A 14454-nucleotide genomic window follows, 5' to 3' on the forward strand; every position below is an offset into this window, starting at 1 on the left:
GGATTTTAGAATGGCCATTAGGAAGCTAATGCTTAAGTGAACAGCATTACGGCTTTGCCGGGCGTTTTGCGTTGTGCGGTAGCGCTGCTTTCAGCAGACCTGCGCGACCCAGTCGTTCAGGTTGTAGTAGTTGCTGATACGGGCGACCTTGCCGTCTTTGACTTCAAAGAACGCACCGGCCGGCAGCACGTATTTCTGGCCGTTGGCTAGCGGCAGGCCTTCGTCGTCGGCCAGGTATTCACCGTTGACGACAAACTCGGCAGCGGCGCGGCTGCCGTCGGCGCTGACCATAATGACCATGTCAGTCAGCTGTTCGCGGTAGCAGCGATTCATCTTGTTCATGAACTCGGCAAAGACCGCCTTGCCGACCTGGCGTTCGCCCTGATTGATGTCGTGCACCACGTCGTCGCTGAGCAGGGCAAGAAAGGCCGGCATGTCGGCGGCATTGAAGGCGTCGTAGTAGGCCTGAATCAGATCTTGGGTGGTCACGGTTATAGAGCTCCTGTTACGGGTTGGGCTGCAGCCATGATAAGTTGCCCGCAGGTGCCGGTATAGACGCCGGCGAGACAAACTGGCAGCGAGTTTTGGTATGGACATTCAACTGCTCAGCGGGCAACAGATCGCGCCCTGGATTGATGCGCTGGCCGATCTGCGCATCCGCGTGTTTCGCGAGTTTCCCTATTTGTACGACGGCAGCCGCGAGTACGAAGCGCAGTACCTGTCTACTTACCTGCGCAGTCCCGACAGCCTGTGTGTGCTGGTGCAGGACCAAGGGCAGGTGGTCGGTGCGTCTACGGCCTTGCCGTTGGCGGATGAGACGGACGAGTTCAAGCAGCCCTTTGTCGAACAGGGTTGGGATTGCGAACGCATCTTTTATTGCGCCGAATCCGTTGTGCTGCCCGAATGGCGCGGCAAGGGGCTCGGCGTGCGGTTTTTTGCCGAGCGCGAAGGACATGCGCGGCGCCTCGGCCGCTTCGACTGGTCTGCGTTCTGCGCGGTACAGCGCCCGGCGGATCATCCGCGGCGGCCTGCTGACTACCAGCCGCTCGATACCTTCTGGGCACGCCGTGGCTACCAGCATCATCCTGAACTGGCGACGGTCTACCACTGGCGCGATCTGGATGAAGTGGAGGACTCGGCCAAGCCGATGTCGTTCTGGCTCAAGGAGCTTGTTTGATGATTACCCTCGCGGCCTGTCAGTACCACATTGATCTGCTGGAAACCTGGGACGCTTACGCCGAGCACCTGAGCACGTTGTGCCAACAGGCAGCCGAGCAGGGGGCGCAGTTGCTGCTGTTGCCGGAATACGCCGGGCTGGTGCTGAGCGGCCAATTGCCCGCTGTCGAACGCAGCGACCTGCATGCCTCCATCGCCGGAATTCAGCCCTTGCTGCCGCGCTGGCTGGCGCTGTGCGAGCAGATCGCGCGGGACTGCAACGTCTACCTGCAGCCGGGCTCGATGCCGGTGCTGGACGACGACGGGCAATACCGCAACCGCGCCTGGCTGTTTGGCCCTGAGGGCTGTCTGGGCAGCCAGGACAAACTGATGATGACCCGCTTCGAGCTGGAGCAGTGGAACATTGCGGCCGGCACCGAGTTGACCGTGTTCGACACCGAGCTGGGCAAGCTCGGCATTCTGATCTGCTACGACAACGAATTCCCCATGCTGGCGCGGACGTTGGCCGAGCAGGGCGCTGACCTGATTCTCGCGCCGAGTTGTACGGATACCGTGGCGGGCTTCTACCGGGTGCGTGTCGGCGCGCAGGCGCGGGCGCTGGAGAACCAGATTGGGGTGCTGCAGTCGCCGACCGTTGGCATGGCTGATTGGTCGCCAGCGCTGGATGAAAACAACGGCCGTGCCGCGCTCTATGTGCCGTCTGATTACGGCATGCCGCCCAGTGGCATCGTCGCCGAAAGCGCCGAGCTATGCCCGAGCAGTAGCCAGTGGCTGGTCTGTCAGCTGGATCTGGACGAGGTGCGCAGGTTGCGGGACCACGGCCAAGTGTTTACCCGGCGCGACTGGCCGAAGCAGTTTGGGATTGTCAGCGCAGGCGAGCGTTAGCCGAGTGCGCCACATTCGGCGGCGTCGATCACCTCTTTGACCAGCAAGCGCCGCTGACCAGCAAGACCTGCTCGGCCGTCACCGCCAGCCCTGGCGTGCTCAGATGCTCTGCGATGATCGCGCGTTCGTGGCGGCGCCCGGCGTGGGGCTGGTAACGCAGCAGGGCGTCCAGATCGCCTGCGCTGCTCAATTTGCGCAGGGCGCCGCGCAGTAGCTCGGCCTGTTCCGGTAATTCCGGGTAGTTGAAATTCAGGTCCAACATGCCCGGTGCAGTTGGACTCTGGTCGATACCGTGCCCTGCAGGCACGCTGGTTTCCCGTACAAAGGTGCCGCGTCCGGTCTCGGCGCTGACTAGCCCCATCGACTCTAGCTCGGCGTACACCGTGACGCGGTGGCCAGGGCGACCCGTTCCTGCTGCGCCAGTGAGCGGTGGGTGGGCAGGCGGGTACCGGGTAGCAGTGCGCCGGAGCGGATCTGCTGGGCAACGCGGTCAACCAGTTGCTTCTAGCGCGCCGCAGGCATTGCTGTATCCATGACAATTAATTGATTGTCATGGCCTGTGATCTGATCCTGTGCGGCAACAGCAACGTACGCAGAGGGTGGCACGCCATGCATATCAGTATCCTGACGAGATCGCGAAGGCTGACAGGGCTGCGGCTGTTCATTATTTGTTCATCTACTGATCCTAGGTTAAGGGAGTGCTTCCTTTCCGTTTCGACCACAGGATCAGGTCATGCAAGACTCCCCGGGCTCACTGAGCTGGCTTGAAGCCGAACTGGCTGATGCGTTCGATGAAGATCTGGAAATGGAAATTTCCGATCCGGAACTGTCGCTGGCGCTGCGCCGCATCTACAAATCCAACCATGCTCCTACGCTGGAGCGACGCCACTATTTTGAAGCGCTGCTGCCGCTGCAGTCCGAGCTGATCAAGCTGCAGGACTGGGTCGCCAGTACCGGGCAGAAGGTTGTGGTGGTGTTTGAAGGACGTGATGCGGCGGGCAAGGGCGGGGTGATCAAACGTATTACCCAACGTCTGAATCCGCGTGTCTGCCGGGTGGTGGCCTTGCCCAAGCCCACCGACCGGGAGCGTACCCAGTGGTACTTTCAGCGCTATGTGCCGCACCTGCCGGCCGCCGGTGAAATCGTCCTGTTTGACCGGTCCTGGTACAACCGCGCCGGGGTCGAACGGGTGATGGGCTTTGCCAATGAAGGCCAGGTGGAGCAGTTCTTCGAGGACGTGCCGGAGTTTGAACGCATGCTGGTGCGCTCGGGGATCATCCTCATCAAGTACTGGTTCTCGATTACCGACGAAGAGCAGCAGATGCGCTTTCTCATGCGCATCCACGACCCGATGAAGCAGTGGAAGCTCTCGCCCATGGACCTGCAGTCGCGGGTGCGCTGGGAGGACTACACCCGCGCCAAGGAAGAGATGTTCGCGCGCACCAACATCCCAGAAGCGCCCTGGTACATCGTTGAGGGCAACGACAAGAAGCGGGCGCGGCTGGACTGCATCCACCATTTGCTGGACCACATACCCTACCAAACCGTGACCCAGGACAAGATCGAGCTACCCGATCGGGTGTTTGATCCGGATTACGAGCGCCAGACCCTGCCCAGTGAGCTGTACGTACCCAAGCGTTACTGAGCCAGACGCCGTCATGCAGCTTGCCGGGCGTCACCGCTCTGTCATGCGGCGAGCTGATGATGGCCTTTTCTCAAGGGAGGAGTTCCCATGAACAGCAACGCAGAAGCGTTACACGCGCCGCTGGCGGTAAGCGGCAACCGCTGGCCCCAGTGGCTGGCCGTACTGGGCTTGATCTATGTGCTGATCTGCGCGGTCAGCATGATCGGTTCCGGTTTTAAGGCGGCAACGGGAGGTCAGGCTCAGGAGCTGTTCTCCTTCGCCTCCAACCCCTATATCGGGCTGGTTATCGGCATTGTTGCGACCGCCCTGATTCAGTCTTCTTCTACCGTCACCTCGCTGATCGTCGGCATGGTCGCAGGCGGACTGCCGGTGGGTATCGCGATCCCCATGATCATGGGTTCCAACGTGGGTACCACTGTCACCAATACGCTGGTCAGCTTAGGCCACGTGCGCGACAAGAGCGAGTTTCGGCGGGCCTTTTCGGCCGCTACCGTGCATGACTTTTTCAACCTGATTGCCGTGGCCATCTTTCTGCCGCTGGAAATCATGTTCGGCCTGCTGGAGCGGGTATCGGCCTGGCTGGCAACGCTGCTGGTAGGTGCCGACAGTTACTCCATGTCTGATATGAACTTCATGAAGGCGCTGACCAAGCCCTTTGTGAATTTGGTCGACGGCGCCACCGGCATGTTGCCGGGTGCGATGGCGGGCTTGGCAATGGTGGTGATCGGGCTGGTACTGATTTTTGTGGCCATCACCTACACCGGCAAGCTGCTCAAGGTGCTGATGGTCGGCAAGGCGAAAGAAGTGCTGCACTCGGCCATCGGTCGCGGCCCGGTTGCCGGTATTGCCTCTGGCGCACTGGTTACTACCTTTGTGCAATCGTCTTCTACCACCACCAGCCTGATGGTGCCGCTGGCGGGCTCTGGCACCTTCACTCTGAAGCAGATCTACCCCTTCATGCTGGGTGCCAACATCGGCACCACGGTCACGGCCTTGCTTGCAGCTACGGCGGTTGGCGGGGCGGTGGCATCGTCCGCGCTGCAGATTGCGCTGGTACACCTGATGTTCAACGTCTTCGCCGTGATGGTGATCTTTGGCCTGCCGTTCCTGCGCGACTTGCCGCTCCAGGGCGCCGAGTGGCTGGCGGACATTGCCGCCGAGAAAAAGATCTTCGCCGCCATCTGGATGCTTGGCGTGTTTATCGTCCTGCCGCTGCTGTTGATCGCCGCGAGCATGGTGTTCTGATGTCCCAGGCTAGTGATACCTCAATGGAAGGAAGCATCATGACCGATCTTGAGCATCTTTCGACCCAGGAGCTGAAAGCCATCCTGGACGAGACAGAACAGCGCATCCATGAGATTCGCGCCGAGTTGGAAGAGCGCGAAGCCGATACCCAGCATACGCTGGTCGAGAGCATCGAGCTGAGCCCTGAGTGGACGCCAGTCAAGTGGGCGCAGGTCAAGGCCTTCTTCCAGCTGGTGCTGGACGAGCTGCGGAGCAAAAAGCCATGACACTGAGCGCTGTTCAACGTGTGTCCTTGTGCGGGCTGATTGCCGGGCTGCTGGCGTCCCCGGTGTTCGCCAGCGACGCCATCTTGGCTGATGGCTCCAGCACCGTATTCCCCATCACCCAGGAAGCGGCCAAGCGCAGCAAGCTGGAGGTGGACAACCGCTTCTCCGGTACCACGGCCGGATTTCGGCGCTTTTGCGCCGGTGAAACCGACATCAGCAATGCCTCACGCCCGATCAACCGCGAGGAGATGGCGAGCTGTGAGGCCGCTGGCGTGCGGTATGTTGAGCTGCCTATCGCCTTTGACGCTATCGCCGTCGTGGTCAACGGCAGTAACGACTGGGTGCGCGACATCACCACCGAGGAACTGAGAACACTGTGGCAGCCACAGGCCCAGGGGCAGGAGATCACCTGGCAGGACCTGCGCGCCGAGTGGCCGGACCGGCCTGTCAGTCTGTTCGGCCGTGGCAGCAACTCAGGCACCTACGATTACTTCACCACCGTGATCAACGGCGAGACGCGCGCCAGTCGCAGCGATTACCTGGCCAGCGAGAACGAAGAGGAACTGGTCAAGGCCATGCTGGCGGAGCCTGATGCACTGGGCTTCTTTGGTGTCGGTGCCTACTTCCGGCATTGGCAGGAGCTGCATGACGTGGCAGTGGACAGCGGTAAAGGACCGGTCTATCCCGCGTTGAACGAGGTGTTGGGTGGTGAGTATCAACCGCTGGCGCGGCCGCTGTTTCTGTATGTGAATGCTGGTGCGCTGGAGCAGAAGGCGACGTTGCGTCCCTTTCTGCAAGGCTACCTGGATGGCGTGCGGCACTGGTTGCATGTGACCGGCTACATGCCGTTGTCGGTAGAGGCCTATGGCAAGGCGCAGCAGCGTCTGGCAGAAGGGCAAACCGGCACGCGCTTTGGCGGCGAACTGGCGGTGGGGCTGGGCCTGGACGAGTTGTACCAGGACTAAACGAACAGCCGCCGGGCTAGCCCGGCGGCGTTCTGGTATCAGGCTGCCGGAATCGGCATGCTCGGATACCAGGCATCTTGCAGCGGGCTGACAGTGAAGCTGGCCAGCTCGTCACGGCCTTTGAGCCAGTTTTCGACGGCGTTGCGCTGCTCTTCAGTAACCGAGCCACGCTTGGCCAGACAAATCAGGCCAAAGTCTTCTCCGCCTACGTAATCCAGACTGTTAGCGATGATCGCCTCGCGCAGGAATTGATTCAGGTAGCTGTCGATGGCTTCGTCGGACAGGTCTTGCTTGAATTCCAGATTCAGTTCGAAGCCCAGTTCCTGGAATTCGTCGACACAGAGTTTCTTGCGCAGGCGGCGCGAGCGGTTGGTAGCCATTAAATAGTCCTCTTGGCGGGTGAGTGCGCGGATTGTAGCAGCTCGTAGATGACAGTCACTGCCGGTTGTCGCCTGGAGGCGCTGGTATACTCGGTTTATTCGCTGGCCGCGCAAGGTACGCGGCCTGACCCATCGCCTGACCTGGATTTGCCATGCACCAGACACCCAGCCTGATCCGTGAAACCTTTCCCGTTGGCCCGCTGCAGTGCAATTGCACGCTGATTGGTGACCCCGTCAGCAAAAAAGCCATCGTGGTAGACCCAGGTGGCGATCACCAGTTTATTTTCAAACGTCTGGACGAGCTGGGGCTCAAGCTGGTCAGCATTATTCACACCCACGCACACCTGGATCACTTTCTTGCCTCCGGCGAGCTGAAAAAGGTGACCGGCGCCACGCTGCACCTGCACAAGGAAGATCAGTTCCTCTGGGACAACCTGGAGATGCAGTGCAAGATGTTTGGCGTGCCCTACACGCCGGTGCCGGCACCGGATCAGTGGCTCAGCGATGATGAAGAGCTGGCGTGCGGTTGTGGTGTGGCGCTGCATACCCCGGGGCACACACCGGGCTCGATGAGCTTCTGGTTTCCACAGGACAAACTGCTGATCGCGGGCGATACGCTGTTCCGGCGTGGTATTGGTCGCACCGATTTGTGGGGTGGTGATTATCGCCAGATTGAACAATCCATCCGTCAGCGACTCTATAGTCTTGATGAGGATGCGGTGGTCGTTACCGGGCATGGCCCGGACACCCGTATTGGAGACGAGATTCGCGAGAATCCGTTTATCCGCGGCTAACGCCGCGTTTGGGCAGGGTTGTGCCTCTGCCCGATGGTCTGGAACCAACGAAACAAGGGAATCATTATGAAAAGCCAAGGTTTGATTGTCGCCGGTGCCTGTGCACTGATGATTGCAGGTTGTACCAATAACCCCTACACCGGCGAAGAGCAGGCCGGCAAGTCAGCGACCTACGGCGGTATTGGCGCATTGGCAGGGGCCGCCATTGGCGCCGCCACCTCCAGCAGCGATGACCGTGCCAAGGGTGCGCTGATTGGCGCGGCAGTGGGCGGTGCAGCGGGCGGCGGCTACGGCTACTACGTCGACAAGCAGGAGCAGCGCCTGCGCCAAGAACTGACCGGCACCGGTGTGCAGGTCATCCGTAACGGCGACACCCTGCAACTGGTCATGCCGGGCAACATCACCTTTGCGTCCGGCTCCTCCGATATCGCCAGCAGCTTCTACCCGACGCTTAACTCCCTGGTGAAGGTGTTCAAGGAGTTCGACCAGAACGGTATCAACATTGTTGGCCACACCGACAGCACCGGCTCGCAGGAACTGAACATGCGCCTGTCGCGTGAGCGCGCTACCAGCGTAGCGTCCTACTTGTCCGGTCAGGGCGTAAGCGGCGCACGTATCAGCAGCGCCGGTGTTGGCCCCAGCCAGCCGATCGCCAGCAACGACACCGAAGCAGGTCGCGCTCAGAACCGCCGCGTTGAGATTACCCTGCGTCAGCTCTGATCTTTATACGTAAGCAGAAAGGCCAACCGGGCAACCGGTTGGCCTTTTTTGTTTTTTTTGCGGACGTTAGGGATTGGGGGCGAGGTTGTTGCGCGGAGAAAGTCTGCCGGATGGATGTTCAGGAGGTGGAGTGTGCACGTGCGGTTCGTCCCGTTTACGCGGGCGAGTAGCGCAGATTTATCGGGAGAAAGAGTCGCAGCATGTCTGAGGAGCGCAGCGACGAGTTCTGCGACTCCCCGATAAATCGAGCAACGCAGCGAACCCGAAGGGCCGCGTAGTCGGGTGCCCGGGGGGATCGCCAAGGGGGGGCGGGCAAGCGGCCCCCTTTGGCTCGCCGTGAAGGCGAAAGGCTGATTCAGCACCAGCGCAATGGCTTGACGTCCACCCCAGCAATTCTTAGTGAACCAACTAATTACCCTTACAGCTTACCGGCTCGAGCGATCCATCGGCGTCGGATACTGCTGGTGCAGACGCGTCATGTGTGCGTCCTTGTCGAGCCAGAGCTGGTTGACCCAAGCCTGAAACTCGCCGCGGAAGGCTTCGTCTTCCTGGTAATTGCGGCCAATAAACTCGGCCGGAATTGGCTTGAGTTCCAGATGCATGACAACGTGGGTAACCTTGCCGCACATCAGCCCCCAGAAAGACGGGTTGCCGCCGGGATAGTGGATGGTGATATCCAGTAGCGAGCGCAGCTGTTCACCCATGGCATCGAGCACAAAGGCGATGCCACCGGACTTTGGCTTGAGCAGATAGCGGAAAGGGGAGTTTTGTTCGGCGTGTTTGGCGGGGGTCAGACGGGTGCCTTCGAGAAAATTGAACACCGCCACCGGCGTGCTTTTGAACTTCTCGCAGGCCTTGCGCGTGGTGGCCAGATCCTGGCCGGCCTTTTCCGGATGCTTGGCCAGATAAGCCTTGGTGTAGCGCTTCATGAAGGGGAAATCCAGCGCCCACCAGCACAGGCCGATCACCGGTACCCAGATCAACTCCTGCTTGAGGAAGAACTTGAGCATCGGCATGTGGCGGTTCAGTACATGCTGCAGGGCCAGAATGTCGACCCAGCTCTGGTGGTTGCTGGTGACCAGATACCAGCCGTTGTAGTCCAGCCGCTCGCGTCCTTCGATGTCCCAGCGAATGTTGCCGCTAAGGGCCATCCAGCCGCTGTTGCAGCGCATCCAGAATTCGGCAACGCTGATCATCACCCGGGTGCACCAGGTGCGCAGCGCGGGTATCGGCACCAGCTTGATCAGCGCGAAGACAAACAGAATAGGTGCGTGCACCAGGGTGTTAAGCACCAGCAGCAGCGCGGCAAGGGTGCCCCGTACGGGGGCGGGCAGAAACGACAGCATGGATTTGGCTCGTCCAGGGCCGCCGGCAGGCGGCCATTCTTATTGGTCTCAGACGACGTTTACGGCGTTGTGCCGGCTATTGGGCTGTCGTCTATTCGTTGTTGTAGGCCTGGATGGCGGTCAGCGCAATGGTATAGACAATATCGTCGACCAGCGCACCGCGAGACAGGTCGTTCACCGGTTTGCGCAGGCCCTGCAGCATGGGGCCGACGCTGACTACGTTGGCACTGCGCTGTACCGCCTTGTAGGTGGTATTGCCGGTGTTCAGGTCAGGGAACACAAACACGGTTGCCTGACCGGCCACCGGGCTGTCGGGCGCTTTCTGGCGGCCGACACTGGCGATGGCGGCGGCATCATACTGGAGCGGGCCGTCGAGCAACAGTCCGGGCTCGCGTTCGCGTGCCAGGCGCGTTGCCTCTCTTACCTTCTCGACTTCGCTGCCGCTGCCGGAGGTGCCGGTGGAGTAGCTGATCATGGCCACCCTCGCCGGAATGCCGAAGGCTTCTGCCGAGCGCGCGCTCTGGATGGCAATTTCTGCCAGGTCTTCGGCGCTGGGGTCGGGGTTGACCGCGCAATCGCCGTACACCAGTACCTGTTCGGGTAGCAGCATGAAGAAGATCGAGGACACCAGGTTGTAGCCGGGGGCCGTCTTGATCAGCTGGAATGCCGGGCGAATGGTGTTGGCCGTGGTATGAATGGCGCCGGAGACCAGGCCGTCGACTTCATCCAGAGCCAGCATCATGGTGCCGAGCACCACGTTGTCTTCAAGCTGCTGCAGGGCCATGGGCTCGTTCAGCCCCTTGCCCTCGCGCAGCTTGACCATGGGCGCGACGTAGCGCTCGCGGACCTGATCCGGGTCGACGATCTGCAGGCCGTCGGGCAGGGTGATGTGCTGGGCGCGGGCCACCGCTTCGACCGACTCGCGTTTGGCCAGCAGGATGCAGTTGGCGATGCCGCGGCGCTGGCAGATGGCTGCCGCCTGCACGGTGCGCGGCTCATCGCCCTCAGGCAGCACAATGGTTTTGGCAGCGTGCTGGGCCTGGCGCACCAGCTCGTAGCGGAACGCCGGCGGCGACATGCGCTTTTCACGCGGTGTGTCGCAGCGCTTGGCCAGCCAGACGTGGTCGATATGGCTGGCAACAAAGTCCGTCACCTTCTCGGCACGTTCGCGGTCATCAATCGGGATTTCCCGGTTCATGCGGTCGAGCTGGGTGGCGGTGGCAAAGGTGTCGGTGGGTACACCGAGAATCGGCAGCCCCTGATCCAGTGCCGGTTGGCACAGCTGGATGACACGTGGGTTTGGCTCATACCCGCCGGTCAGCAGCAGTCCGGCCAGGGGGGTGCCGGACAACGAGGCGAGCGAGCTGGCGATGATGATGTCGTCGCGATCACCCGGGGTGACAATCAGCGCGCCGGGGCGCAGCAGGTGAATAATGTTGGGCACCGTACGCGAGCACAACGCCATTTCCATCACCCGGCGTTGCTGCATGTCGCCAGCGTGGAAGGTGCTGGCCCTGAGCAGCTCGGCGATGTCGGAGGTGCGCGGTGCGTTCAGCTCCTCTTGCCAGGGCACGCAGCCGATCAGGCGGAAGTCGTTGGTATCCAGCCGGCTGGAGGCCTCGCGCAGGTTCTGGGCAAAGTCCTTGAGGGTGCTCTTGAGGGTCGGGCGATCCGGGATGTCGGCGCTGGTTTCGGTGGCCAACGCCTTCACCTTGTTGATAATCACGCCCAGCACCTTCGGATGCTTGGGGCCGCCGAAGGTCTGTGCGTTGATCTCGATACGGTCGGCCAGCGTGGCGAAGTCGTCACCGTCTGGGGCGGTGACCAGAATCACGTCCGCATCCAGGCTTTTGGCCAGCTGCTGGTTGATCTGGCTGGCGTAGTTGCTCTGCCGGGTGGGAACCATGCCTTCAACCACGACAACATCGGCGTCCTGGGCGGCTTGCTGATAGCGGCTGACAATCTCTTCCAGTACCTCGTCCAGCTCGCCCATGGCGAGCTGGTGCTCAACCTGGGAGAGCGTCATTGAGGGCGGCGGTGTCAGGCCCAGGGTGCGGCTTATCAGTTCGCTGGAGCGCTCCGGGCCGTCGTCGCCCGGGTGTGGCTGGGCAATGGGCTTGAGAAAGTGCACTTTCAGGCCGGTGCGCTCCAGGGCGCGGATCAGGCCGAGGCTGGTGGAGGTCAGGCCGACCCCGAAACCGGTGGGTGCGACAAAAAAGGTGTGCAGGCTCATGCCATTTGGCTCCTTGGCTGCGTGTCGAGCAGGGCGAGACTTTCGTCGGCGATCTGGCGCTCCTCGTCGGTTGGTATGACCAGAATGGCCGGTGAACCTTGGGCTTCCACCCGGCCGGCCTCACCGCGGGGCAGCAGACTGTTGCTGTCCGGGTCCAGTCGCAGGCCCATGACGGCCAGATGCTTGACGGTCAGGGCGCGGGTCAACGCGGAGTTTTCACCAATGCCGCCGGTGAAGATCAGGCCGTCGATACGGGGCAGCGCGACCGCCAGCCCCGCCAGTGAGCGGGCGAGGCGATAGCAGAACACCTCAATGGCCAGCTGTGCGCCGCTGTGGCCGTCGGCGCGTGCCTGCTCCAGCTCGCGCATGTCGTTGGACAGCCCGGAGAGGCCGAGCAGGCCGCTTTCGCGGTTGAGTAGGTGCTCGATGCGCGGCAGGTCCCAGCCGAGGGTGCGCGCCAGATGCGCGTGCAAGTTGGGGTCTACGTCACCACTGCGGGTGCCCATGACCAGGCCCTCCAGCGGCGTCAGGCCCATGCTGGTATCCATGCTGCGGCCATCCAGCACTGCGCAGCTGGAGCAGCCATTGCCCAGGTGAGCGGTCAGCCAGGCGCCTGCACCGCGCTCCTTGCCGCAGAGCACGCTGGCCTCGTCGCTGACGTATTTGTGGCTGGTGCCGTGAAAACCGTAACGGCGTACGCCGTGCACGGCGTACAGCTCGTCGGGCAGGGCGTAGCGGAAGGCGTGGGGCGGCATACTTTGGTGGAAGGCGGTATCAAAGACCGCAAACTGCGGAGTGCCGGGCAGCAACTTAAGGGCGGCGCGGATGCCGGTCAGGTTGGCCGGGTTGTGCAGGGGGGCCAGGGGGGCGTTGGCCTGGATGCCGGCAATCACCTCATCGTCGATCAGGCGTGCGCTGGTGAAGCGTTCGCCGCCGTGCACCACACGGTGGCCGACGGCGCTGAGCGGTTGGTCCAGATGGCGGTCTACCAGCGGCAGCAGCGCGTCCAGTGCGGCCAGGTGGTCGGCGCCGGACAGGTCCTGCTCCAGGCCGTCCGAGGTGGACAGGCGGGCCTGGGCGGTATTCAGGCGCTCGGCGATCGCCTCGAAGATGGCGCCGGCGGTGTTCTCGCGGCGCAAGGCCACTTTGATGGAGGAGCTGCCCCCGTTAATGACCAGTACGAGGCGGTTTGTCATGGTACGAGCGAATTCCTTTCAGCCGAATCTGGAGGTATGGACCGCATTGAAGCCGGTGGGTTCGACCATCTTCCGGTGCCCCTCCTGTCGGGTCAAGCCGTGCGTTTCTAGGCTATAGCGCGTACACTTTGGGCTTGGGAAGCGCAGATTAATCTGCGCTTCCCCTGTTACCCCAAAACCACAGGAAAGAGATTATGCAGATTGCTGCCAACAAGGCCGTGTCCATCGACTACACCCTGACCAACGATGATGGCGAAGTGCTGGATTCGTCCGTCGGTGGTGCGCCGCTGGTCTACCTGCACGGTGCCGGCAACATCATTCCGGGTCTGGAAAAGGCGCTGGAAGGCAAGCAGAGCGGTGACGAGATCAAAGTAACCGTTGAGCCCGAAGAGGCTTACGGCGACTTTAACGCCGAGCTGATTGCGGTGCTGGGTCGCAACATGTTCGAAGGTGTCGACGAGCTGGAAGTGGGCATGCAGTTCCACGCCTCCGGCCCAGACGGCAGCATGCAGATCGTCACCATCAAGGCACTGGAAGGTGACGAAGTGACTGTCGATGGCAATCACCCGCTGGCTGGCGAGCGTCTGACCTTTGAAGTGAAGGTTGTTGAAGTGCGTGACGCCCAGGACGAAGAGATCGCTCACGGTCACGTCCACGGTGAAGGTGGTCATCACCACTGATCGCTGCTGCGTCAAGAAAACCGGGCCAAGGCTCGGTTTTTTTATGGTTGGTCGAAGCGTAGTGCTCCAGCCCCGGCTGCTGCGTTCGACCGTGCTCGCTCCGCATTGCCTTTGAGCGGCTGGTTCTCTGCAGCTGCCGTGCTCCGCCTCGCTCAAGATCTGCAAAGCAAATCGCTATGCTCGCCGCAATCAAAGTTGATAGTGCTTTATCACTGGTATTTATCGTCTTTATTTTTGTCTATCAGTAAAAGTTGACCGGTCGTATAGTGGCCGGCATGAACGCTATCCAAGACAAACGCGCGCGCATTCTGGCCTCCGGTACGGCGGTGATGCTGCGCAAGGGCTACAACGGCACTGGGGTGCAGGAAATCACCCAGGGCGCTGGTGTGCCCAAGGGGTCTTTCTATCACTACTTCGAAAGTAAGGAAGACTTTGCCATCCAGGCGCTGCACTACTACTACACGCCACGTATCGAGCGTTTTGCCGATGCGCTGAATGCCTCGCAGCTGTCACCCCGCGAGCGCATTCTGCGGTGTTACCGAGATCTGGTCGGCTACTTCGCCAGCCAGGAACAGCCAAGCCACCAGTGCTTTATCGGTAGCCTGTGCCACGAGATGGCAGAGGAAAGTCAGCCCATCGGTTATGCGGCCAGCGCTATTTTGCAGCGCTCCAATCAGGTGCTGGCGGACTGTCTGTCCGAGGCGCAGGCGGCGGGCGAAATCGCCGCAGATCAGGACCCGGCCGCGCTGGCCGGGTTTGTCAGTGCTGCCTGGGAAGGGGCGCTGCTGCGCATGAAGGCTGATCGTCAGATCGGCCCGCTGCGTATCTTCATTCAGCAGCTGGAGCGTTTGCTGCAGCCTTGATCAATCTGCCGAGACGACCGGTCAGCTCATGCTTGGCCGGCGTTGCGGTCAACCTGTGAG

General features: G+C 61.5%; 15 protein-coding genes and 1 pseudogene. 10 read left to right on the forward strand and 6 right to left on the reverse strand.

Features of this window, described 5'->3' with window-relative positions; translation table 11 throughout:
- Positions 1 to 90 precede the first annotated feature (90 nt).
- Positions 91 to 489, reverse strand: a complete 399-nt coding sequence (locus tag BM116_RS05320; protein WP_083727499.1) for a ketosteroid isomerase-related protein — start codon at positions 487 to 489, stop codon at positions 91 to 93.
- A gap of 100 nt (positions 490 to 589) precedes the next feature.
- On the opposite strand from BM116_RS05320, the gene BM116_RS05325 reads away from it, so the two are divergent.
- Together BM116_RS05325 and BM116_RS05330 are read left to right on the forward strand one after the other, a co-directional pair.
- Positions 590 to 1177: a GNAT family N-acetyltransferase gene (locus tag BM116_RS05325; RefSeq protein WP_083727501.1), complete on the forward strand. Its 588-nt coding sequence runs from the start codon at positions 590 to 592 to the stop codon at positions 1175 to 1177.
- Positions 1177 to 2061 carry a carbon-nitrogen hydrolase family protein gene (locus BM116_RS05330; protein WP_083727503.1) on the forward strand — a complete coding sequence of 295 codons (885 nt, stop codon included), beginning with the start codon at positions 1177 to 1179 and terminating at the stop codon, positions 2059 to 2061. The genes BM116_RS05325 and BM116_RS05330 overlap by 1 nt, the downstream gene beginning before the upstream one ends.
- 46 nt (positions 2062 to 2107) lie before the next feature.
- On the opposite strand, the pseudogene BM116_RS05335 reads toward BM116_RS05330, so the two are convergent.
- Positions 2108 to 2559: pseudogene (locus BM116_RS05335) on the reverse strand (GntR family transcriptional regulator); the annotation flags it as partial.
- Between the two features lie 235 nt (positions 2560 to 2794).
- Here BM116_RS05335 and ppk2 point away from each other — a divergent pair.
- From ppk2 to BM116_RS05355, 4 genes are all read left to right on the forward strand, one after another.
- A complete protein-coding gene (ppk2, locus tag BM116_RS05340; protein WP_083727505.1) occupies positions 2795 to 3706 on the forward strand; it encodes a polyphosphate kinase 2 in 912 nt (303 codons plus the stop codon).
- Positions 3707 to 3793: 87 nt separating this feature from the next.
- On the forward strand, positions 3794 to 4951 hold the full coding sequence (locus tag BM116_RS05345) for a Na/Pi symporter (protein WP_083727507.1): 1158 nt from the start codon (positions 3794 to 3796) through the stop codon (positions 4949 to 4951).
- 38 nt (positions 4952 to 4989) lie between these two features.
- Positions 4990 to 5217 (forward strand): hypothetical protein, encoded by a 228-nt coding sequence (locus BM116_RS05350; protein WP_083727509.1) that lies wholly within the window; start codon positions 4990 to 4992, stop codon positions 5215 to 5217.
- Positions 5214 to 6182 (forward strand): PstS family phosphate ABC transporter substrate-binding protein, encoded by a 969-nt coding sequence (locus BM116_RS05355; protein ID WP_083727511.1) that lies wholly within the window; start codon positions 5214 to 5216, stop codon positions 6180 to 6182. Before BM116_RS05350 ends, BM116_RS05355 begins: the two co-directional genes overlap by 4 nt.
- A 38-nt stretch (positions 6183 to 6220) precedes the next feature.
- Here BM116_RS05355 and BM116_RS05360 read toward each other — a convergent pair whose 3' ends face one another.
- Complete coding sequence (locus BM116_RS05360) at positions 6221 to 6562, reverse strand: YggL family protein (protein WP_083727513.1); 342 nt, start codon at positions 6560 to 6562, stop codon at positions 6221 to 6223.
- Between the two features lie 152 nt (positions 6563 to 6714).
- Between BM116_RS05360 and BM116_RS05365 the strand changes: the two genes are divergently transcribed.
- Positions 6715 to 7356, forward strand: coding sequence for an MBL fold metallo-hydrolase (locus BM116_RS05365; RefSeq protein WP_083727515.1), 642 nt, complete (start codon positions 6715 to 6717; stop codon positions 7354 to 7356).
- Positions 7357 to 7422: 66 nt separating this feature from the next.
- The gene (locus tag BM116_RS05370) at positions 7423 to 8076 is read left to right on the forward strand and encodes a YiaD family glycine zipper/OmpA-like lipoprotein (RefSeq protein ID WP_083727517.1); all 654 of its coding nucleotides are present in this window, start codon (positions 7423 to 7425) and stop codon (positions 8074 to 8076) included.
- A gap of 425 nt (positions 8077 to 8501) precedes the next feature.
- Here BM116_RS05370 and BM116_RS05375 read toward each other — a convergent pair whose 3' ends face one another.
- The 3 genes from BM116_RS05375 to BM116_RS05385 all read right to left on the reverse strand — a co-directional run bounded on the left by BM116_RS05375 (position 8502) and on the right by BM116_RS05385 (position 12851).
- The gene (locus BM116_RS05375) at positions 8502 to 9422 is read right to left on the reverse strand and encodes a 1-acylglycerol-3-phosphate O-acyltransferase, YihG family (RefSeq protein WP_083727519.1); all 921 of its coding nucleotides are present in this window, start codon (positions 9420 to 9422) and stop codon (positions 8502 to 8504) included.
- Between the two features lie 91 nt (positions 9423 to 9513).
- Positions 9514 to 11649, reverse strand: a complete 2136-nt coding sequence (gene pta / locus BM116_RS05380) for a phosphate acetyltransferase (RefSeq protein ID WP_083727598.1) — start codon at positions 11647 to 11649, stop codon at positions 9514 to 9516.
- A gap of 2 nt (positions 11650 to 11651) precedes the next feature.
- Entirely contained in the window at positions 11652 to 12851 is a 1200-nt protein-coding gene (locus BM116_RS05385; RefSeq protein ID WP_083727521.1) for an acetate/propionate family kinase, read from the reverse strand.
- A 194-nt stretch (positions 12852 to 13045) separates the two neighbouring features.
- Between BM116_RS05385 and BM116_RS05390 the strand changes: the two genes are divergently transcribed.
- A complete protein-coding gene (locus tag BM116_RS05390) occupies positions 13046 to 13531 on the forward strand; it encodes an FKBP-type peptidyl-prolyl cis-trans isomerase (RefSeq protein WP_083727523.1) in 486 nt (161 codons plus the stop codon).
- Positions 13532 to 13806: 275 nt separating this feature from the next.
- Entirely contained in the window at positions 13807 to 14394 is a 588-nt protein-coding gene (locus BM116_RS05395) for a TetR/AcrR family transcriptional regulator (protein ID WP_175494030.1), read from the forward strand.
- Positions 14395 to 14454: the final 60 nt, after the last annotated feature.

The organism is Halopseudomonas pachastrellae, assembly GCF_900114765.1.
Classification (GTDB): domain Bacteria; phylum Pseudomonadota; class Gammaproteobacteria; order Pseudomonadales; family Pseudomonadaceae; genus Halopseudomonas; species Halopseudomonas pachastrellae.